This is a genomic window from Roseobacter sp. OBYS 0001, assembly GCF_019654895.1.
GTDB classification, from domain to species: Bacteria; Pseudomonadota; Alphaproteobacteria; order Rhodobacterales; family Rhodobacteraceae; genus Roseobacter; species Roseobacter litoralis.
In genome coordinates this window covers 166,592-185,398 of record NZ_BPES01000007.1, presented here as the reverse complement: position 1 = coordinate 185,398, position 18,807 = coordinate 166,592, and the positions used below count along the sequence as shown (strand labels likewise).

The 18,807-nt window shown below is 56.9% G+C and carries 22 protein-coding genes; 10 read left to right on the top strand and 12 right to left on the bottom strand.

All coding sequences use genetic code 11. The features are described from left to right. Positions 1-61 precede the first annotated feature (61 nt). Positions 62-1,033, bottom strand: coding sequence for an NAD(P)/FAD-dependent oxidoreductase (locus tag K5Q35_RS15195; protein WP_220800149.1), 972 nt, complete (start codon positions 1,031-1,033; stop codon positions 62-64). Positions 1,034-1,974: 941 nt separating this feature from the next. Between K5Q35_RS15195 and K5Q35_RS15190 the strand changes: the two genes are divergently transcribed. The 5 genes from K5Q35_RS15190 to K5Q35_RS15170 all read left to right on the top strand — a co-directional run bounded on the left by K5Q35_RS15190 (position 1,975) and on the right by K5Q35_RS15170 (position 6,591). Continuing rightward, entirely contained in the window at positions 1,975-2,613 is a 639-nt protein-coding gene (locus tag K5Q35_RS15190) for a LysE family translocator (protein ID WP_220800148.1), read from the top strand. An 849-nt stretch (positions 2,614-3,462) separates the two neighbouring features. Further along, complete coding sequence (gene pufB / locus K5Q35_RS15185) at positions 3,463-3,618, top strand: light-harvesting antenna LH1, beta subunit (RefSeq protein ID WP_011569637.1); 156 nt, start codon at positions 3,463-3,465, stop codon at positions 3,616-3,618. 12 nt (positions 3,619-3,630) lie between these two features. Further along, positions 3,631-3,987, top strand: coding sequence for a light-harvesting protein (locus K5Q35_RS15180; protein WP_013962488.1), 357 nt, complete (start codon positions 3,631-3,633; stop codon positions 3,985-3,987). A gap of 100 nt (positions 3,988-4,087) precedes the next feature. Then, positions 4,088-5,545 (top strand): PucC family protein, encoded by a 1,458-nt coding sequence (locus tag K5Q35_RS15175; RefSeq protein WP_220800147.1) that lies wholly within the window; start codon positions 4,088-4,090, stop codon positions 5,543-5,545. After that, positions 5,542-6,591, top strand: coding sequence for a PucR family transcriptional regulator (locus tag K5Q35_RS15170; protein ID WP_220800146.1), 1,050 nt, complete (start codon positions 5,542-5,544; stop codon positions 6,589-6,591). Before K5Q35_RS15175 ends, K5Q35_RS15170 begins: the two co-directional genes overlap by 4 nt. Before the next feature lie 153 nt (positions 6,592-6,744). On the opposite strand, the gene K5Q35_RS15165 is transcribed toward K5Q35_RS15170, so the two are convergent. From K5Q35_RS15165 to K5Q35_RS15130, 8 genes are all read right to left on the bottom strand, one after another. After that, a complete protein-coding gene (locus tag K5Q35_RS15165; protein WP_220800145.1) occupies positions 6,745-7,134 on the bottom strand; it encodes a Na+/H+ antiporter subunit G in 390 nt (129 codons plus the stop codon). Next, positions 7,131-7,418, bottom strand: a complete 288-nt coding sequence (locus K5Q35_RS15160) for a K+/H+ antiporter subunit F (protein WP_013962492.1) — start codon at positions 7,416-7,418, stop codon at positions 7,131-7,133. The genes K5Q35_RS15165 and K5Q35_RS15160 overlap by 4 nt, the downstream gene beginning before the upstream one ends. Further along, positions 7,415-7,915, bottom strand: coding sequence for a Na+/H+ antiporter subunit E (locus K5Q35_RS15155; RefSeq protein WP_013962493.1), 501 nt, complete (start codon positions 7,913-7,915; stop codon positions 7,415-7,417). Before K5Q35_RS15155 ends, K5Q35_RS15160 begins: the two co-directional genes overlap by 4 nt. Position 7,916: 1 nt before the next feature. Next, positions 7,917-9,458, bottom strand: coding sequence for a monovalent cation/H+ antiporter subunit D (locus tag K5Q35_RS15150; protein ID WP_220800144.1), 1,542 nt, complete (start codon positions 9,456-9,458; stop codon positions 7,917-7,919). Next, on the bottom strand, positions 9,455-9,817 hold the full coding sequence (locus K5Q35_RS15145) for a Na+/H+ antiporter subunit C (RefSeq protein WP_013962495.1): 363 nt from the start codon (positions 9,815-9,817) through the stop codon (positions 9,455-9,457). The genes K5Q35_RS15150 and K5Q35_RS15145 overlap by 4 nt, the downstream gene beginning before the upstream one ends. Before the next feature lies 1 nt (position 9,818). Continuing rightward, positions 9,819-12,692, bottom strand: coding sequence for a monovalent cation/H+ antiporter subunit A (locus K5Q35_RS15140; protein WP_220800143.1), 2,874 nt, complete (start codon positions 12,690-12,692; stop codon positions 9,819-9,821). Positions 12,693-12,903: 211 nt separating this feature from the next. Then, positions 12,904-13,218: a hypothetical protein gene (locus K5Q35_RS15135; protein WP_245538058.1), complete on the bottom strand. Its 315-nt coding sequence runs from the start codon at positions 13,216-13,218 to the stop codon at positions 12,904-12,906. 23 nt (positions 13,219-13,241) lie between these two features. After that, complete coding sequence (locus tag K5Q35_RS15130; RefSeq protein WP_013962498.1) at positions 13,242-13,481, bottom strand: Lrp/AsnC family transcriptional regulator; 240 nt, start codon at positions 13,479-13,481, stop codon at positions 13,242-13,244. A 144-nt stretch (positions 13,482-13,625) separates the two neighbouring features. Here K5Q35_RS15130 and hisB point away from each other — a divergent pair, with 144 nt between their 5' ends. Together hisB and hisH are read left to right on the top strand one after the other, a co-directional pair. Further along, positions 13,626-14,213 (top strand): imidazoleglycerol-phosphate dehydratase HisB, encoded by a 588-nt coding sequence (gene hisB / locus K5Q35_RS15125; RefSeq protein WP_220800142.1) that lies wholly within the window; start codon positions 13,626-13,628, stop codon positions 14,211-14,213. A 2-nt stretch (positions 14,214-14,215) separates the two neighbouring features. Further along, entirely contained in the window at positions 14,216-14,854 is a 639-nt protein-coding gene (gene hisH, locus K5Q35_RS15120) for an imidazole glycerol phosphate synthase subunit HisH (RefSeq protein ID WP_013962500.1), read from the top strand. Between the two features lie 24 nt (positions 14,855-14,878). Here hisH and K5Q35_RS15115 read toward each other — a convergent pair whose 3' ends face one another. Continuing rightward, positions 14,879-15,670 carry a hypothetical protein gene (locus K5Q35_RS15115; RefSeq protein WP_013962501.1) on the bottom strand — a complete coding sequence of 264 codons (792 nt, stop codon included), beginning with the start codon at positions 15,668-15,670 and terminating at the stop codon, positions 14,879-14,881. Positions 15,671-15,757: 87 nt separating this feature from the next. Further along, positions 15,758-16,144, bottom strand: coding sequence for a DUF2147 domain-containing protein (locus tag K5Q35_RS15110; RefSeq protein ID WP_013962502.1), 387 nt, complete (start codon positions 16,142-16,144; stop codon positions 15,758-15,760). 158 nt (positions 16,145-16,302) lie between these two features. On the opposite strand from K5Q35_RS15110, the gene hisA reads away from it, so the two are divergent. The 3 genes from hisA to K5Q35_RS15095 all read left to right on the top strand — a co-directional run bounded on the left by hisA (position 16,303) and on the right by K5Q35_RS15095 (position 18,173). Beyond that, a complete protein-coding gene (gene hisA / locus K5Q35_RS15105) occupies positions 16,303-17,022 on the top strand; it encodes a 1-(5-phosphoribosyl)-5-[(5-phosphoribosylamino)methylideneamino]imidazole-4-carboxamide isomerase (protein WP_013962503.1) in 720 nt (239 codons plus the stop codon). 75 nt (positions 17,023-17,097) lie between these two features. Next, on the top strand, positions 17,098-17,859 hold the full coding sequence (gene hisF, locus K5Q35_RS15100; RefSeq protein ID WP_220800141.1) for an imidazole glycerol phosphate synthase subunit HisF: 762 nt from the start codon (positions 17,098-17,100) through the stop codon (positions 17,857-17,859). Beyond that, positions 17,856-18,173 (top strand): phosphoribosyl-ATP diphosphatase, encoded by a 318-nt coding sequence (locus K5Q35_RS15095; protein WP_013962505.1) that lies wholly within the window; start codon positions 17,856-17,858, stop codon positions 18,171-18,173. Before hisF ends, K5Q35_RS15095 begins: the two co-directional genes overlap by 4 nt. 9 nt (positions 18,174-18,182) lie before the next feature. Here the strand turns inward: K5Q35_RS15095 and K5Q35_RS15090 are convergent, their stop codons facing one another. Continuing rightward, on the bottom strand, positions 18,183-18,653 hold the full coding sequence (locus tag K5Q35_RS15090) for a CoA-binding protein (RefSeq protein ID WP_220800140.1): 471 nt from the start codon (positions 18,651-18,653) through the stop codon (positions 18,183-18,185). Positions 18,654-18,807: the final 154 nt, after the last annotated feature.

The window sequence follows — 18,807 nt, the reverse complement described above, 5'->3', positions numbered from 1 at the left end:
GATTATGCAATTACTCTTTATGTTTTGATCCAAGTACGCTGCGCAAATATTTGCTCGCACATCACCTAAGGTTCAGCCCTCGCGCAAGTGCCGTCGCACTGTCAAATCCGGCCTCGACGCGGCCCGCACCGCACCAGTCGCCAAATGCGCCCAGTTTGTTTTCTGTATCCAGCAAGAACGGCTCGTCCGTAGGGCGTTCGACTTTGGCGAAGCGCCATTTGTGCAAGCTGACATATTGTGCCTCTTCAACAACCAGACCTGTGGTCTCCTGCACTGCCTGTGCCAGACTGGCGCGCACCTCGTCGGGGTCCGCCTCAATATGCGCTTGGGCCCAGTCATTGCTGGATTGGCAAAGCACACTGAAACCCGTGCTGCGGTCTGGTTTCGTGCTGTTGACGGCCACCCAGGCCAATGGGCTGTTCAGGACAGTCGCAGCGTCCCAAGCCAAATCCGGCGCAGCGTCAAACCCGAGCATCAAGCTGTAACAGCCAAGCATTCTGGCATGCTCCAACGCCGGCAGATGCGAAAAACAGGCCGGCATCAGCGCGGCAGATTGTTCAGCGGGCGCAGAGGAGAATACCCAATCGTAGGGGCCCAACACCTCACCCGCCACAGACCGAAGCTGCCAATGATCATCTCTACTTTCGAGGCTCGCGACACGGGTTTCGCGCAGCACCTCGATATCGCTGGCCATCGCTTTACACAGCGCGTTCATCCCCGGCACGCCAACATAGCGTGGTGCCGTCCACTGCGGAATAGTTCCCCCAAAACACGTCAATCGAGGACGCCACGCCCTGACAACGCCACGCTCAATATGAGGTGCAATAAAGCGCTGGAAATCCTCGCCCTGTGCTGTGAAATACTGCGCACCGTGGTCAAATTGGAAGCAATCCGCGCGCCGGGTCGACATTCGGCCACCAATCCCGCGTGATTTTTCCAAAACCATTACATCGGCCGTGGGTGATAACAGTTGCGCGAGACGCAGCCCGGAAATGCCAGCGCCTATGATCGCAATACGTGGTCGTGATGTCATGTTCTTGACCTTTTGATCCGCATGACTGGGGATTTAGGTCATGCGATCTGCGTTGCCAACACTCATCGATCCGGGAGTATCGTCGCGGCTGCGATTAAAACGGTATCTGTCATGGGAATTCTATCAAACCGTGTCAGACAGGTGCCATCGGTATCTCACGAGGACCATTGTTCTGGTATCAGGTTTTTCTGAAATTCGTGAATAAACCTCACGAAAACCAGTTGGTTATATCACTCTGAACCCTGCTGAGCCACGTGGCGTCTATGTGCACTTTTCAATCATATCCGCCGTTACGCCTGGCCTGCTTTCTTTCAGCAGATCACACGACCTGTCGTCGTCAATGAGGTCGATGGCAATGGCACGGTCTCGTGTCGCTCCATCATTTGCCGGGCTCGTGAACCTTCCCGCGGCTGTGAATAGCCCTTTGTCAGCTCGACCTTACAACGCCCCTCTGAAGTCTTGAATTTCTTTTGACCCCACGCCCCCTTCCACTTTTTGCACTGGAGGTAGGTTTGGAACGAAACAAGCTTACCGCGTGGCACGCCGACACCATCAAGGCCACTATCACTGGTCTTTCCCCTCACTTCTGAAATCGTAAGCAGCGGACGCCCTTCCGACTGTTGTGCAGTTCAAGCGAAGGCTTCACGAACGTCAGAAAGCCCGCGTCTCTGATCTGCAGGATCACCCCTCTTATGAACCCCTATCGAACGCCGGCTCTGTGGGCGACCGCGTGGGAGCGCTGTGCCGGGCGTCTTTCATGGGCCTTCACCCGCACAGATTAGGCCGATGAACCAAATGCTACCTTTGCTCCGAGGTTCGGTTTCAGCCTAACGTACCGATGCTGCGACTTCTCTGGATGTGAGCTGCCATTGACAGCGCCCTTGCCAAACTAGCGCTGTTCGAAAAAGATGTAGCAAACAGTTTCAAGGAACTTGCTCATCATGTTTTCGATTTATGCATTGACCTGGTTAGGTGTTCTCGCAGCCCAGATTGCTCCCGGCCCCAATCTTGCCGCGGTTGCTTCGGTCGGGTTGGCGCAAGGTCGACGGCCCGCGCTATTCGTGGTGACCGGCATTTCTTCGGGTATGCTTGTTTGGTCGATGGCAACGGCTTTGGGCCTTGGCGTTCTTGTTGAAGCGTTTCCGCTGTCGCTCTTATTTTTGAAGTTTCTGGGTGGTAGTTATCTCCTCTTTCTTGGCATCAAAGCGGCACGCGCGACGCTAAAAGGTGGAGGCAAGACAACATTCGCACCGGATGCCCGACCACTGACAGATGCCCTTGCATGGCGTCGTGGCGTTCTTGTTCTGCTCACCAACCCCAAAGCCGCGTTGATGTGGGCTGCGGTTGCGTCTTTTCTATTCGGTCAAGGGCTGAGCGCATGGCACGTCCTGGCTTTCGGCCCAATGGGCGCTTTGTCGGGGTTGGTTATCTATGGAACATACGCATGGCTGTTCTCCACTGGTGCGGCGATGCGGGGCTACTCGCGTTTCGCCAGGTGGTTCGAAGGGCTCTTTGCTGCGGCGTTTGGAGCCATGGGTGCAAGCCTGATTTGGGCCGGGATACGGGAAGTTCGCAACTGATTTCCCAGTCGGCAAAGCGCCGGAAACCTAACTGAGCAAAGTTTCGAGATCTGCATGTTTTTCTGATGGTCGAGGTGTTGGATGCTGCGCCGCAATGTTTCAAACCGGAAGATCGCGGGGAGTGTGGGGACCGGAATAATCGGTTGAGGCTCAGAGAACGGTTGTCATGTTGAAGCAGTGAATATTGAGGCTCTAACGTCTTAATTTACCAGAAACCCGTCAGTTCCGGTGACTGCATTCAAATCCTTACGGCCAAATCGGGTCTTCCTCGCCGCCGGCTTTCATCGGTGTGCGCCCCAATCGCTGAGCATTAAATCAACCATCTCGGTGTGCTTTTGCCCGGCCGGTATGCTGCCATGGCATCATATCTGCACTTGCCGACGTTCGTCATAGCACCTTCCACGGACATACTGCCCACAGAACCACCGTGGAAACACTGATTTATCCAAGCCCAAGCGACAGCTGGCGATTTCAGGTGACGGCGTTCACCCAGATAAATCCTTAAGTGACAGCAACCCTCTTGACTTGTCCGGGATTCGCCTGCGCCGATCCTCGGCTCGCCGCGTTTCTTGCACCAGCTTCAACGCCGATTTCCAGCGTATTTCACGGCGCTGTACTGTCGCTTTGGGCAAATATGTCAGCGAAATCATGCGTTAAGAGACGATCGCTGCAATGCACGCACAACCAGAAAGTAAAGATAAATTGACACTTGTAATGTCAACATTTTCTGACACAATGGAGGGACGGTCCGAGTGTGCGCGTCGCGACCAATGAGCTGCATAGCAACACCCCGTTTTTAAATCGGATGCTGTCTATGTACTTGGTTAGAAGCTGAATTGGAGAACCATTATGTCCGACGACCCAGACAAAGTTTGGCCGACCGGTCTTACACTACTCGAAGCCGAAGAAGTTCACAGTTACCTGATTGATGGTACCCGTGTCTTTGGTGCAATCGCACTTGTTGCGCACATGCTCGTCGCTGCGTCGACGCCGTGGCTCGGCTAAGGGAGAAAAAACATGAACAATGCAAAAATGTGGCTTGTTGTTTCCCCCTCTGTCGGCGTTCCAGTATTTCTGGGCGCAGTCGCTGTAGGCTCATTCGCAGTACACGTTGCTGTCCTGAGCAATACCACCTGGGTATCTGACTTTTTGTCAGGCAATGAACTTGGAAGCGGCGCTGCACAAGAAGCGTCAGCAAAAATCCTGGAAAACGCAGACAAAGACGTGGCAAACGCCTCTTTCGTTCTTCCATCTGCGGAAGGTGGCCAGCAAGTTCTTGTGGTTATGCCAGACGGCACGACGGCAATGGCGATGTTGCAATCACCGGCTCTCGTACAGGCAAGCGCTACGCAGCCTGTAACGATAGAACAATAACGCAAGGTCCCTCGTCGCTACGGCGAGGGACTTGCGGCACCCATACCTGCGGGGTCATTGCGCCAGTGGGTTCAATTTGAATTAGAATGGCGGGAGGATAATGTTCGAGTATCGCGCATTTGCCTTACGAAAGCTGGTATCGGTCGCCCCGCGTTATTTACCATTCGCGGATGTCGCCACCGAAGAAGTACCGCTTTCCCGCTTACTTCGGCTATCTCTGTTCCAAGTCACCGTTGGCATGGCCATCGTGCTGCTTGTCGGAACTTTAAACCGCGTCATGATCGTCGAACTCAGCGTTCCGGCGACGCTCGTCGCGATGATGCTCGCCCTGCCCTTGCTGTTTGCCCCCTTCCGCACGTTGATCGGCTATAAATCCGATGTGAACGTTTCCGCGCTTGGGCTACGGCGGGTCCCGTTCATCTGGAAAGGGACGCTTTATCAATTCGGTGGTTTTGCCATCATGCCTTTCGCCCTGCTTGTCTTGTCTGGCTACGGTGAGGCGGTCGATGCGCCACGCTGGATGGGGCTGTCGGCGGCAGCGCTGGCGTTTCTGCTGGTTGGGGCCGGTGTGCATATGGTGCAGACCGTGGGCCTTGCGCTGGCCACCGATCTGGTCGCGGACGAAGATCAGCCAAAAGTCGTGGGACTGATGTATGTCATGCTGCTGGTCGGCATGGTGCTCAGCGCGCTGGCTTTTGGCACACTACTGGAAAACTATTCGCCCGGGCGCCTTATTCAGGTCATTCAGGGCGCGGCAGTTGTGACCGTCGCCCTGAACCTTCTGGCGCTTTGGAAGCAAGAGGCCCGCGATCGGGTCCGTGCCCAGAAAATGCAAACAGCGCAGCACGCACCTTTCCGTGAAACACTGGCCGAACTTGTCAAGAAGCCCGGTCGCAAGCGGCTTTTGGTGGTTATTGCGCTTGGCACCTTTGGCTTTGGGGCGGCCGATGTGCTGCTTGAACCTTACGGCGCACAAGCACTTGGTTTTTCCGTGGCCGAGACAACACGGCTGACCGCCCTTCTGGCGGGAGGCACATTGATCGGCTTTGGCATCGCCTCACGCGTTCTGAGCACGAATGGCGCACCGACCCGTCTTGGGCTGATCGGTGCATTAATCGGCATACCGGGGTTTTCCGGGATCATCCTGTCGGCCTTTGGCGGCGGCGCGCCTTTGTTTCTTGCCGGAACGCTTGCAACCGGCATTGGCGCAGGCCTCTTTGGGCACGCCACTTTGACCGCAACCATGCGCTCGGCTGAGCGTGATCAGGTTGGCCTTGCACTGGGCACCTGGGGTGCGGTTCAGGCAACGGCAGCTGGTGTCGGTGTGGCGCTTGCAGGCATTGTGCGCGACGTCATCGTCAACATGTCCGCATATACAGACCTGCCCGCACATACCCCTTACAACGCGGTTTTCCTGATCGAGATTGTTTTCTTGGCGCTGGCATGCGCTACACTTATACCCCTGTGCGGCAAAGCAAACAGTACGCAGCACCCAAATATACACCAACCCAAGCGGTCCATACCGGATTCGCATCCTAAATCGGCGGAGGCATCATGACACAAGTCATTACGCGATATTTTGAAAACGCGGCACAGGCGTCAATGATAAAACGAACGCTCGTAGTGGAACGTTTTCCCGGGCGAGACCTGAAAGTCTATACCGAGCCGAAGTGTCTGGTCGAAGCACTGAGCGCTGAAAACGTCGATCCTGAAACTGCCAAAGCATACAAAAAGAAAATGGCATCCGGCGGCGCGGTTCTGTTGGCCAAAGCAACCTATGTGCCTTTGGGCGCTGCAAGGATGACCCGCGAAATCACTGCCAGAATGGGTGCGGCCGACATGGGCGATTTGACCGAAGAGGTCTACGTCAAGGATCCCCCCGGCAGAACTGCCAGCGTGCTGAGCGGGCACCCTCATATGTTGTCGCGCAGACGCGACCCTGACTCCAAGACCTATCACATGGCAGATTGGCCCATCCCCCTGATCAGCCGTCGCAAGCCCTCCGATGAATTTGCCATTCCGCGGCATGGGCGCATGGCCAATTTTCCCATCCCCCTGCTCAGCAAACGCAAGCCGAAAGACAACTTTGCCTTTTCGCGCCACGCGCGCATGGCCAATTTCCCTATTCCATTGTTGAGCAAACGCAAACCTTGGGAGGGCTTTGCATTTCCGCGCCATGCCCGGATGGCCAATTTCCCAATCCCGCTGCTGAGCAAGCGTAAGCCCTATACCGGATCAATGATCGGGCGTCACCAGCGTATGGCCAACTGGCCCTTCCCCCATCTGATCAACGGAAAAACGGGCACGAACTCCTTAATTCCGGGCGCGCCCCGGATGGCGAATTTTCCCATTCCCCTGCTCAGCAAGCGCAAGCCTGCGGACAAGTTTGCGTTTGACCGTCACGCCCGGATGGCAAATTTCCCGCTGCCACTGCTGAGCAAGCGAAAGCCCGTTGATAAATTCGCGTTCCCGCGTCATGCGCGGATGGCGGATGCGATATTGCCGCTGATCGTGCGACGTGCCGATACCGAAACCACCGAGGCAGATGCCGCGCGTTTCTCATTCTCCAAGCTGTTTGGGTTTCCAACGCTGCTGCGTCGCTGACGCGCCAACCTGTCATCTGCGCGGGCTTGCAGAAGCCTGAGAAACACGCGCATAGCTGTCATTCCCAAACGGTCTGATGCAGCAGAGACTGAAAACAAAAGGGCTGATCCGCGAGGATCAGCCCTTTGCCTTTTCAGCTGCCATCGGACCACATTACGGGTTGGGCCGAACCTCGATGTCTCTGTCACCCTCCGGCACGTCCATGGTCGACCACATCGCGTCTTTTGTGGGAGCATCCGGCATGTCGCACGACCGCTTGTGAATGTTCACCTTGGCAATGAAGTTCGCCGAAATCGGGGCCGTCACAAACAGGAAGGCAAGGATCAACACCTCGTGAAACGAACCCTCTGATGTAGCGAAGGAATAAGACATCGACGCCAGCAGAAAGGACCCGATGCCCAGCGTCGCGGCTTTGGTCGGGGCGTGCAGGCGCGTCATCGGATCACCGAGTTTCAGCAAGCCAATCGCCGCCACCATGGTGAAGACAGCGCCAATCAGTAAAAACGCAACAGTGATGTAGAGTTCAATAACCTCAAAGTTCATTCGATGATGTCCCCCCGCAATACAAACCGCGCCAGCGCCACGGTCGAAACAAAGCCAAGCATTGCGATGATCAGGGTCACTTCGAAATAGACACTTGTGCCCTGCGTGATCCCCAGCAGAACGATCAACCCGATCGCATTCATCACCATCGTATCAAGCGCGAGGATCCGGTCCCCTGTGCTGGGCCCGATCACCAGACGCACCATCGCCATCAGCTGGCTGATGGCCAGAACGGCGAACCCGAGATAGAGGGTCATTTGTATCAGTTCCAGTGCGAAGGTCATTGGAAAATCTCCTTCAGACGACGCTCATAGCGGTTTTTGATTTCATCGCGCACAGCGTTCGCATCCTCTGCATCCAGCGCATGCACCAGCAGGCTGCGGCCCTCGTTGGACAGATCAGCCGACACCGTCCCCGGCGTCAACGTGATTGTCCCTGCAAGGATCGTGATCGCTTCGGGCTGGCGCAGATCAAGCGGCACCTCCACCCATTTCGGCCTCAGCTTGGCATTCGGCTTGGTCAAAATGATCCACGCCACCTCGATATTTGCGATAATGATGTCCCACAAAACGATCAGGCAATAGACCAGAAACTTGCCTGCCCGAATGCCTTCGGGACGGCCCGGCCACCAGACGGCGGTTGCGCGCGGAATGATGATCCCCAGAATGACACCAAAGACAACCATGCCAGCCGAGACTTCATTCTGAAGCATGACCCAGACGATTGTGAGGATGACTGTCAGCAGCGGATGTGGAAAAAGCCAGTGCAATGCACGTCCCATGTCAGTTCCCCTCCTTCGGTTTGCTCAACTTGCCCGGCGTGTCCAGCACGGTTGCGATGTAAGGTGCGGGCGCGAACAGCTGTGCGGCTGTGGTGGTCATATAGCCGTGGATCGGCCCGGCAAATACAGTATGCGCCGTCAATAGCGCCAACAAACCACCCACAGCGACACAGGACAGGGCCGGAGGCTTTTGAGGCGCAGGCGCATCTGCGGCGGGTGCGACGCTTTTTGCTTTCCAGAAAACGATACTGCCCGCCCGCGATAGCCCGACAACATTCACGAGGCTAGCGATCAGGACCGTCGCAAAGACCCAGGTCATCGCATCGGTTGAAAAGGACGCCTGCAGGATCAACAGTTTTCCGATGAAGCCGGATAGGGGCGGCAGCCCCGCCATGGCAATGGCACCTGCGAAAAACAGCGCGGAAACCAGAACCGCCCCGCCGATGGCCGGTGTTGGCGTCAGTTCAAGGTGTGGGCGGCTGGATTTCACCAGATCAACAATCAGGAACAGCGTTGCCGCCGCCAATGTCGAGTGGATGATGTAATACAGCGCCGCCGCGATGCTTTCCGGGGTGAAGAGTGAGATCGTCACCATTACCATCCCCATCGAGCTGATCACCGCAAAGGTCACCATCCGGTCCAGCTTTTGGGCCGCCAAAACCCCAGCGGCACCAAGCGCAAGCGAGAGCAGCGCAAAGGCCAGCAGCCAGTCGCCATGCAGGCCCACGGTCGCCTCAAACTCAGGCGGGAAAACCATCGTGTAGACCCGGATAATCGCATAGGCGCCGACCTTGGTCATGATCGCAAAGAGGGCCGCCACAGGGGCCGGTGCTTCGGCATAACTGGAAGGGAGCCAGAAGTGCAGCGGCACAAGTGCTGCCTTGATGGCAAAGACCAGCAGCAACAGCACGGCGGCCACCCGGATTCCAACCGTTTCAGAGACGTCAATCGCCTGCACCCTCTGGGCAAGGTCTGCCATATTAAGTGTACCGGTTTCGGCATAAATCGCCCCGAGCGCAAAGAGAAACAGCGTCGATCCGATCAGGTTAAAGAGCACGTATTGCACCCCTGCCCGCAATCGCGCGTTGCCGCCCGAGTGGATCATCAACCCATAAGAGGCGATCAGCAAAACTTCGAAGAAAACGAAAAGGTTGAAGAGGTCACCTGTCAGAAAGGCCCCCATAATGCCCATCAGCTGAAACTGAAACAGCGCATGGAAATGACGACCCCGATCGTCCCAGCCCGACCCAATGGCGTAAAGCAAGACCATCAATGCCAGGACGGCAGTCAGCAGCACCATGATCGTCGACAGACGATCCCCCACGAGAACAATGCCGAAGGGTGCTGCCCAATCACCAAGCTGGTATAGCGTGATCGTGCCATCGGATGCCTGCCATGCCAGTCCAGCAGCCACGGCGATCAATGCGAGAACACCAGCGATCGAAAAAACCCGCTGTATGCCGATGTGATAGCGCGCAGCCAGAATGATAAAGGGTGCAACAAGGGCCGGCAGCATCACCGGTAAAATGATCCAATGGCTCATGTCGCGTCCTCCGCGCGTTTGCTCGAAGGCTCAACAGCGTCGTTCACTTTGTCATCATCCCCGCCCAGATATGCGCCCAATGCAATCATCACGACCACCGCCGTCATCCCAAACGAGATCACGATCGCGGTCAGGACAAGCGCCTGCGGCAGAGGGTCGGAATAGATCACGCCCTCCACCCCTTTTTGCAGGATCGGCGGTGCGCCAGTGGACAATCGCCCGGACGCAAAAAGGAAAACGTTCACGGCATAGGTCAGCAGCGAAATACCAAGGATCACCGGAAAGGTGCGCATACGGAACAACAGATAAAGACCCGCAGACGTCAGAACACCGATGGCAGAAGCAACCAGAAACTCCATGTTACAATTCTCCCTTCGCGGTCATACTCGACGGTATATCTTCGCGCGACGGATCAATATCCATCGGATGTTCCGCATCCGGCATCTGCTGTCTGCGCGCCAGTCGTGACAGGCTTTCCAGCGCCAGCATCACCGCGCCCACAACAGCAAGAAACACGCCCAGGTCAAAGAAGGCTGCAGTCGCCAGCTCGAACTCGTTGAACGGGGGAATGCGCACATAGGTGAAATCAGACGTCAGGAACGGTTTGCTCACGAACCACGATCCGATGCCTGTGAGACCAGCGATCAGGACACCCGCCCCGATCACACCGTGGTACGGATAGCGCAGCCGCGCGGTTGTCCAGTTAAAGCCGCTGGCCATATATTGCATCACCACACCAATCGACACGACTAGCCCCGCGATAAAGCCACCGCCGGGTTCGTTGTGACCCCGCAGGAAGATGTAGAAACCGACCAGCATCACGATAGGCATCATCACCCGCGTCAGCACCACCATCATCATCGGATGCATGTCACCGGCCCTTGGCTGATCGGGCTTGCGGTTCAAAAGACGCGCCCGCACCGGCCCGCCGAGCAGCGATTCTGTCAGCGCATAGATCAACAACGCCGCGATCCCCAGAACGATGATTTCGCCATAGGTATCAAAGCCCCGGAAATCGACCAGAATGACGTTGACCATATTGGTCCCGCCACCGCCCTTGTACGAATTCTCGACGTGGAAGGCCGAGATGGTTGGCTGCACCGCATCCCGCAAAAGGTAGTGGTAGGTCAGCGCAAAAGTCGAAAGACCACCAACCACAGCCACTGCGATGTCACGACTGCGTTGAAACGCAGAGCTTTCAATCGGCGATCTGTTGGGCAGGAAATTCAGCGCCAGCAGCAACAGAATAATCGTCACTGCCTCGACGGTGAATTGCGTCATCGCAAGGTCCGGCGCGCTGAAATACACAAAACCAACCGAGACCATCAGCCCGCATATCCCCATCAGGATCAGCGCCAGCAAACGGTTCCTGTGCAGGAAAACCATTGCAATTGCCGCAGCAACAAGCATCAGCCAGCCCGCAATCGGGACGATCCCGGCAGGCTGCATGGTGCGCGTGGCCTCACCGACCGTGCCCGTCATCCAGGCGTAGATGCCTGCGCCCACAATGGCGACTGCGGCGAAAAGCGAATAGCGCGTGAACGAGCCATCATGCAACGGGCGCACCAGCCTTTGGGACAGCGCGACGATGGCCTCAACCAGACCTTCAAAGATCACTTTGGCTTCCGGCCGCGGGGCGGCGTCCCACCCTTTGAGCAGCGGATTGAATATCGCCAGAACGATCAAGCCACCAACGGTCGCAATCACGGACATATAAAGCGCCGGGACCAGCCCGTGCCATATCTTGAAATAGGCTTTTGGCACGTCAACCACGCCGCCCAGAACTGAGGCCGTGACCGTTTTGATAAAGGGTTCGGCCACAAACGGGGCCACGCCGATGACAACAACCAGAACCACCAGAATGGCGGGCGGCATCCACAGCCCGGCACCCGGATCATGCGGCGTGGCCGGATAATCGTCGCGCTTGGGGCCAAGGAAGGTGTGCGCGATCAGCCTGAAGCAGTAGGCCGCTGAGAAAAGCGAGCCCAGAACCGCAAGGCCGGGCACAAGCCAGACCGAGCCGAAGAGTTCCGTGCGGTAGACCTCTTCGAGCATCATTTCCTTTGACAGGAAACCGTTCAGCAACGGAATACCTGCCATGGACAGCGCCCCGAGCGTCGCAATCACAAAGGTAATGGGCATCAGGTGGCGCAAGCCACCGAGCTTGCGAATGTCGCGCGTATGCGTCTCGTGATCCACGATGCCCGCAGACATAAAGAGCGCCGCCTTGAAGGTCGCGTGGTTGAGAATATGAAACATCGCCGCCATGGCACCAAAGGCCGTGCTGGTACCCAGCAGCATCGTGATCAGCCCCAGATGACTGACGGTTGAAAAGGCCAGCAAGGCCTTGAGGTCATGCTTGAACAAAGCAATGACCGCGCCCAGCACCATCGTGATCAACCCCGCCGTCGTCACAATCGCGATCCATTCCGGCGTGCCTGACAAGACCGGCCACATCCGCGCCATCAGGAAGATCCCGGCTTTCACCATGGTGGCCGAGTGCAGATAGGCCGAGACAGGCGTCGGTGCGGCCATCGCGTGGGGCAACCAGAAGTGGAACGGGAACTGTGCAGATTTGGTGAAACAGCCCAGCAGAATAAGCAAAAGCGCCGGCAGATAAAGCGGGCTTTCCTGAATAAGTTCGCGGTTCTGCAGGATAACGCTGAGGTCGTAGCTGCCCGCGATCTGGCCAAGGATCAGCATTCCCCCGATCATCGCCAGACCACCCATACCGGTCACGGTCAGCGCCATACGCGCACCCTGACGACCTTCGGGCAGATGTTTCCAATAGCCGATCAGCAGGAATGACGACAGCGACGTCAGTTCCCAGAAAACAAGCAAAAGCAGGATGTTATCGCTCAGAACGATCCCAACCATCGCGCCCTGAAAGAGCAGCAAGTAGGTAAAGAACTCGCCCATATTATCGTCTCGCGACAGATAAAACCGCGCATATGCAATAATCAGCAGGCCAATACCAAGGATCAGCAAGGCAAAGAAAAAGCCAAGCCCGTCCAGCATCAGGTTGAAATTCAAACCAAGGATCGGCAACCAGTCAACGCCGACGGTCACGACCTCGCCTGCGAGAACTGCAGGCGCATTGGTCAACAGTCCGATGAATGCGGAGAGAGACACCACGAAGGTGATACCTGCGCAGGCCTGACGACCCGCTGAATTCATAAGCCCGGGCAAAAGTGCGCCCAGGAAAGGCAAGGCAACGATAAGGAAGAGGGACACGCGAACTCCTGATCTTTGGGGCCTGAAAAGGTCCCCCCTAATGTGGCAGATTCATCCGAACCTCAAGAGAAACCCGCCAAAATCATCGTCGATATGGTCATTCTTCGCAAATACGCGCGCGAAAACTACGTGACTGCGGCCAGATATCGCATCCGGGTGTCAGATCGCCTTGACAGATCGCATTTGAAACGGCTCCACGCGCGTTTTTCTGTCAGTTGATCGGATACTCACGAAGACATTGTTCCGCCAGCCGTTCAAAATCATCCAGCGTCTCCTGAACACCGCGACGATCACGCACGACTTCGAGGGCTGCTTTCTTTTCGGCCCATGTGCCGGAGACATGCTCCTGCAGGATGAGAAACGAAATACCAATCATCACATCTTTTTCCGGCTCCCCCATCCGGTCGGTGTCCGACAACACGATCGCGGTCAGCGCCATCATGTTTGCACAGCGCAACGCAGCGGCCTCTGCCCCTTCGTAGACGCGTGTTTTGGCATTGGCAGCCGATGCGCAAAAGACAACCAACAAAAGCGCTGAGCAGGCGCGCCTCAAAAGACCTTGAACGTCATGGTCGACATTGACCTTTCGATCCCTTTGATATTCAGCAGGTTTTCGTTGATGAACTTACCCACATCCGCGTCTTTCGGAATGTACATCTTCATCATCAAATCATACTCACCGCTGGTGGAATAGAGTTCGGAATGTATCTCACGCAGGGCGATTTCTTCGGCAACCTTGTATGTGGTGCCGGGCGTGCAACGGATTTGAACAAAGACGCAAGTGGTCATGAAACGGCTCCTTCGGGGCGTCATGCCCATGGCGCAGGCTGGCATATCAGGCACACGGGCCGCAATCCCTGAATGTGGCATCTTTCACTGCTGCGCGAGCCTGCTATAAGGACCGCGACGTTGACAGGTGCGGAGACCCCTTCCATGCGCAGCCATTCCATCACCCGCAGCACAGCGGAAACCGACATCGAGGTGAGCGTTCAACTGGACGGCACCGGGCGCTATGACAATCAGACCGGCGTCGGGTTTTTCGACCACATGCTGGATCAGTTGGCGCGCCATTCACTGATTGACCTGAGTGTCAGGGCCAAAGGCGATCTGCATGTGGATGATCACCACACGGTCGAAGACACAGGCATCGCCATCGGGCAAGCGCTAGCTGGTGCATTGGGCGACAAACGCGGCATCCTGCGTTATGGCTCCTGCCTGTTGCCGATGGATGACGCGCTGGTGCGCTGTGCGCTTGACCTGTCCGCACGGCCCTATCTGATCTGGAACGTCGACATGCCCACGGCCAAGATCGGCACATTCGACACCGAGCTGGTGCGTGAATTCTTTACCGCGCTTGCCACCCATGGCGGCATCACGCTGCACATCGACATGCTGCACGGGATCAATTCCCACCATATCGCCGAGGCCACGTTCAAATCTGTCGCGCGCGCCCTGCGTCAGGCGGTTGAAACGGATCCGCGTAAATCTGACGCGATCCCATCCACCAAAGGCGCACTCTGAGCGTGCTGACGGCGATTATCGACTACGAAAGCGGAAACCTGCATTCCGCGCACAAAGCCTTTGAACGCATGGCCAATGAAACCGGGGGCGGCGACGTGGTTGTGACCGGCGATGCGGATGTGGTGGCGCGTGCAGATCGCATCGTGTTGCCCGGCGACGGGGCATTTCCCGCCTGCATGGCAGCGCTCAAGGGTCACTCCGGGCTCTACGCCGCGATGATCGAAGCGGTGGAGGGCAAAGGCCGCCCCTTCATGGGAATTTGCGTCGGCATGCAGCTGATGGCCACTCTGGGGCGGGAATACCGCAACACGGAGGGGCTGGATTGGGTCAGTGGCGAAGTGATCAAAATCACGCCGCATGATTCGTCGCTGAAAGTGCCCCATATGGGCTGGAACGATCTGATTATCGATGCCCCACATCCTGTTTTTGAAGGGATCACAACCGGGGATCACGCCTATTTCGTCCACAGCTATCATATGGATGTATCAAACGACGCTGAACGGCTGGCACATGTTGATTATTCGGGCGACGTCACAGCTGTGATCGGGCGGGACAACATGATCGGCCTGCAATTCCACCCGGAAAAGAGCCAATCCGCCGGGCTGCGCATGATCGCGAACTTTCTGGCGTGGCGGCCTTGAGAAACCAAGCCACGCAGAACGGCATCAGTTTTCTTTGCTCATCGACGTCAGAAGCTCTTGCATCGGCGTCTGGTCACTTAACAGGAACCCATGCCTTGGATTATCCAAATCCGTGATCAGCGTGATAACGCTCGCGAAGGCAAACACCATGCCCGGCAATAGTTCGGATCGTCTGCCAAAGCTGACACCGAACCGATAGCTTGTCGTGGCAAGTCCGATGGCAGACACCACATAAAGCGCCAGCCATATGGAGGGCGGAATAGCGTAGCGCACACCGACCGCGACGCGCGTTGTATGGATATCAATCACATCATTGATCGCAGTCACAGCCACTGCATGAGTTGGTGTGGGGTTCGCGCGCGCTGCTGCGACGACCGTCTGCCACATGTCAGAGTGCAGCCGCTCTGACGCGCGGATCACTGAAAAATACTCCGCGACCTTTGTTTCAGGCTGGATGATTTCAACGCGGATGCGGGTGTATTCTGCCAGCAATTCGCGCAGCTTCGAGCGGTCTTCTGCTTCAAGAAGGTCAGCCCGCAGGAACGCCGTGCCGATGGAGTTTGCCTCATCCAGAACCACGCCGCGCCGTTCGGAATAATTGGTTGCTGCAATGCCAAAGGTAAAGGCGAGCAAAAAGCTGACCAGCCCAAGAATCGACCCGGTGACAATCCCGGTTGAACCGCTTTCGACAAAATCCGCATGCTCTCGCCGACGCAGGCCAATGCGAAAACCGATTTCGGTAGCCGCAAAGAAAATAGCAAGACTGAGTGCGAATGTGCCCCACAAAGGTAAAACGTCGAAAGTTGAATTGATCATGCTGCTACTGAATTCTGCCGCCTGCCGTTGTGACACGGTAGCAGCACAATTCAGGCAGCGCCAGAACCGCGTTGCAATGGATTTGTCTCAGTTCACACGCGCCCAGCTCTGTTTAGAGCACAAAAGACCGCCCGCGACACAGCCTGACAATCGCATATCATCCCCATCAAGCGCGATTTTACCGCGGTAGATTTTATCGTTGCTGGGGCGCCAGACCTCTCCGGTGTATTTTCCACCGCCCTGAGGGGCCATATCGATGACCAGAGTTTTACCTTTGTTGGGTGAGGTATATTCAGAGCCACCTTTGAACGTCCGCTCGATCGTGCCGCAGAAATTCGCACCACAAGGCGCTATGACAACATATGCATAGGCCCCATCGTCCGGCTCGGTCTGCCATGTTCCCACCAATGGGTCCGCCATGGCCGTACCGCCTGCACATGTCAGTGCCGCAATTGCCAGAATGATACTACGCATCGTTATGCCTCCCTTTTGACGCGAAACTACCCTGCCCTTTACGCTGGCAATCTGGCAAGCATGACCACACGTCGCGTTGCATATCGCCTGCGCGCAGTGCAAAAGCCAAGTTAACACGACGCACCGCGCCAAGGCGCGCCCAGACCGGAACTCACGACATGATCCTATACCCTGCAATTGATCTCAAAGATGGACAAGCTGTCCGGCTGGTACACGGGGACATGGACCGCTCAACGGTCTTTAATGACGACCCGGCGGCTCAGGCCAAATCCTTTGTCGACGCGGGCTGCAGCTGGCTGCATCTCGTCGATTTGAATGGTGCGTTTGCGGGCGAGCCCGTAAATGCAGCTCCGGTAGAGGCGATCCTCAAGGCGTGTCCGGTCCCCGCCCAGCTTGGCGGTGGTATCCGCGACATGGCAACGATTGAACGCTGGCTCGACAAAGGCTTGGCCCGCGTCATTCTTGGCACCGTCGCGGTGGAAAACCCCGGTCTGGTCCGCGAGGCCGCGCGCGCCTTTCCCGATCAGGTGGCTGTGGGCATTGATGCGCGCAACGGATTTGTCGCAACAAAAGGCTGGGCCGAGGAAACCGACGTGCAGGCCACTGATCTGGCAAAGTCGTTCGAAGACGCAGGTGTCGCAGCAATCATCTACACGGACATCCTGCGCGACGGCGCGATGGGGGGCCCAAACACGCAGGCAACGGCAGACCTCGCCCGCGCAGTCAGCATTCCCGTGATCGCTTCAGGTGGGGTTTCCTCGCTTCAGGACCTGCTGGCACTGCGAGCGACTGGCGTGATTTCCGGCGCGATATCAGGTCGCGCGCTCTATGATGGGGCGATTGATCTGGCGCAGGCTCTTGAGGCACTCAAAACGTGATGCAGCAAGCCTCGCGCTGATCACGACAGCACCGACCCACTTGCTCAGCAGCGCATGAAAGCATAGAGGTGTCGCATGTTAAAAACCCGCATCATACCCTGTCTGGACGTGGCTGACGGCCGCGTCGTCAAAGGCGTGAACTTTGTTGACTTACGTGACGCAGGGGACCCGGTCGACGCCGCCATCGCCTATGATGCGGCAGGCGCGGATGAGCTTTGTTTTCTGGATATCACCGCAACACATGAAAACCGGGCGACCATGTTTGATGTCGTCACACGGACAGCCGAACACTGCTATATCCCGCTCACCGTCGGAGGAGGCGTACGCACCGTTTCAGATGTGCGTGCGTTGCTTTTGGCAGGCGCTGACAAGGTGTCTTTCAACTCTGCCGCTGTGGCCGACCCGGACGTCGTTGCACAGGCGGCGGACCAGTTTGGCAGCCAATGCATCGTTGTAGCCATCGACGCCAAGACAGTCTCCCCCGGCAAATGGGAAATCTTTACCCATGGCGGGCGCAAACCGACCGGCATTGATGCCGTGGCCTTCGCGCAAACAGTGACTGCAAAGGGCGCAGGGGAAATCCTGCTGACATCGATGGATCGCGATGGCACGCGCGCGGGTTTCAACCTGCCCCTGACCCGCTCCATTTCCGACGCAGTGGCGGTGCCGGTTATCGCCTCTGGCGGCGTCGGGACGCTCGATCATCTGGTCGAAGGCGTAACAGAGGGCGGCGCATCAGCAGTCTTGGCCGCGTCGATCTTCCACTTTGGAGATTATACGATCGCACAGGCCAAACAGCATATGGCAAATGCTGGTATTCCAATGAGGCTCGCATGACACTCGACGCCCTGTTTGCCACGATTCTGGCACGCAAAACCGCCGATCCCACCAGCAGTTGGACAGCGCAACTACTTTCCAAAGGGCCGGAAAAATGCGCGGAGAAATTCGGGGAAGAGGCGATTGAGGCCATCATTGAGGCCGTCAAGGGCGACAGCGACGCCCTGACTGGTGAGGCCGCGGACGTGCTCTATCATTTGCTGGTCATGCTCGCCGCCTGTGATGTGGATTTGAAAGACGTGCTGGCGGAACTTGAGCGGCGACAAAATACATCTGGGATCGCTGAAAAACAGGCCAGATCCAAGGCGCCGTAACCGTCAGCCTCAGGTCAGGCGCGAGGATATCATGCCAGTCGAAAAACCGCCCATGCGCAGTTCGCCGAACAGCCTTTGATACTCAATCTTGGGACAACGGTTCTGAATGACGGTGATGCCGCGCGTCTGTGCTTTTTGCGCTGCGGCCTCGTGCGATACACCGATTTGCATCCATATGGTTTTGAGATCCGGCAGCGCCGCCAAGGCTTCGTCGACGATCTGCGGCACGGCCTCTGAACGTCGGAAGATGTCGACCATGTCAACCGGTCGATCAATATCGCTCAGCGTCTCGTGCACGACCTCGCCAAACAGTGTCTCGCCCGTGTGCATTGGATTGACGGGCAGCACTTTGAACCCCTTGAGGTTGAGATAGCGCGCAACAAAATAGCTGGGCCGCACAGGGTTCATGGACACACCGACGACAGCGATCGTCTTGGTCTGTTGCAATATGTTTTTGAGCGAAGCGTCCGAATAGTCCATGCGGCACCCTAGCCCAGCATCCCGCTGAAAAAAAGAGCGTCCAGTGCCTGAGGCAAAGGACGCTACAAGGTACGGAACGAGGGACAGTCTAGCTTCAAAAGGCGTTCCGAGCCTTTTGACATGACACAAAGATAGGTGCTCCGCATCGCAGTTC

Coding starts and splice junctions, on each gene's coding strand:
- K5Q35_RS15195 (WP_220800149.1), bottom strand. CDS start 1,033: ATGACATCACGACCACGTATTGCGATCATAGGCGCTGGCATTTCCGGG.
- K5Q35_RS15190 (WP_220800148.1), top strand. CDS start 1,975: ATGTTTTCGATTTATGCATTGACCTGGTTAGGTGTTCTCGCAGCCCAG.
- pufB (WP_011569637.1), top strand. CDS start 3,463: ATGTCCGACGACCCAGACAAAGTTTGGCCGACCGGTCTTACACTACTC.
- K5Q35_RS15180 (WP_013962488.1), top strand. CDS start 3,631: ATGAACAATGCAAAAATGTGGCTTGTTGTTTCCCCCTCTGTCGGCGTT.
- K5Q35_RS15175 (WP_220800147.1), top strand. CDS start 4,088: ATGTTCGAGTATCGCGCATTTGCCTTACGAAAGCTGGTATCGGTCGCC.
- K5Q35_RS15170 (WP_220800146.1), top strand. CDS start 5,542: ATGACACAAGTCATTACGCGATATTTTGAAAACGCGGCACAGGCGTCA.
- K5Q35_RS15165 (WP_220800145.1), bottom strand. CDS start 7,134: ATGAACTTTGAGGTTATTGAACTCTACATCACTGTTGCGTTTTTACTG.
- K5Q35_RS15160 (WP_013962492.1), bottom strand. CDS start 7,418: ATGACCTTCGCACTGGAACTGATACAAATGACCCTCTATCTCGGGTTC.
- K5Q35_RS15155 (WP_013962493.1), bottom strand. CDS start 7,915: ATGGGACGTGCATTGCACTGGCTTTTTCCACATCCGCTGCTGACAGTC.
- K5Q35_RS15150 (WP_220800144.1), bottom strand. CDS start 9,458: ATGAGCCATTGGATCATTTTACCGGTGATGCTGCCGGCCCTTGTTGCA.
- K5Q35_RS15145 (WP_013962495.1), bottom strand. CDS start 9,817: ATGGAGTTTCTGGTTGCTTCTGCCATCGGTGTTCTGACGTCTGCGGGT.
- K5Q35_RS15130 (WP_013962498.1), bottom strand. CDS start 13,481: ATGACCACTTGCGTCTTTGTTCAAATCCGTTGCACGCCCGGCACCACA.
- hisB (WP_220800142.1), top strand. CDS start 13,626: ATGCGCAGCCATTCCATCACCCGCAGCACAGCGGAAACCGACATCGAG.
- K5Q35_RS15115 (WP_013962501.1), bottom strand. CDS start 15,670: ATGATCAATTCAACTTTCGACGTTTTACCTTTGTGGGGCACATTCGCA.
- K5Q35_RS15110 (WP_013962502.1), bottom strand. CDS start 16,144: ATGCGTAGTATCATTCTGGCAATTGCGGCACTGACATGTGCAGGCGGT.
- hisA (WP_013962503.1), top strand. CDS start 16,303: ATGATCCTATACCCTGCAATTGATCTCAAAGATGGACAAGCTGTCCGG.
- hisF (WP_220800141.1), top strand. CDS start 17,098: ATGTTAAAAACCCGCATCATACCCTGTCTGGACGTGGCTGACGGCCGC.
- K5Q35_RS15095 (WP_013962505.1), top strand. CDS start 17,856: ATGACACTCGACGCCCTGTTTGCCACGATTCTGGCACGCAAAACCGCC.
- K5Q35_RS15090 (WP_220800140.1), bottom strand. CDS start 18,653: ATGGACTATTCGGACGCTTCGCTCAAAAACATATTGCAACAGACCAAG.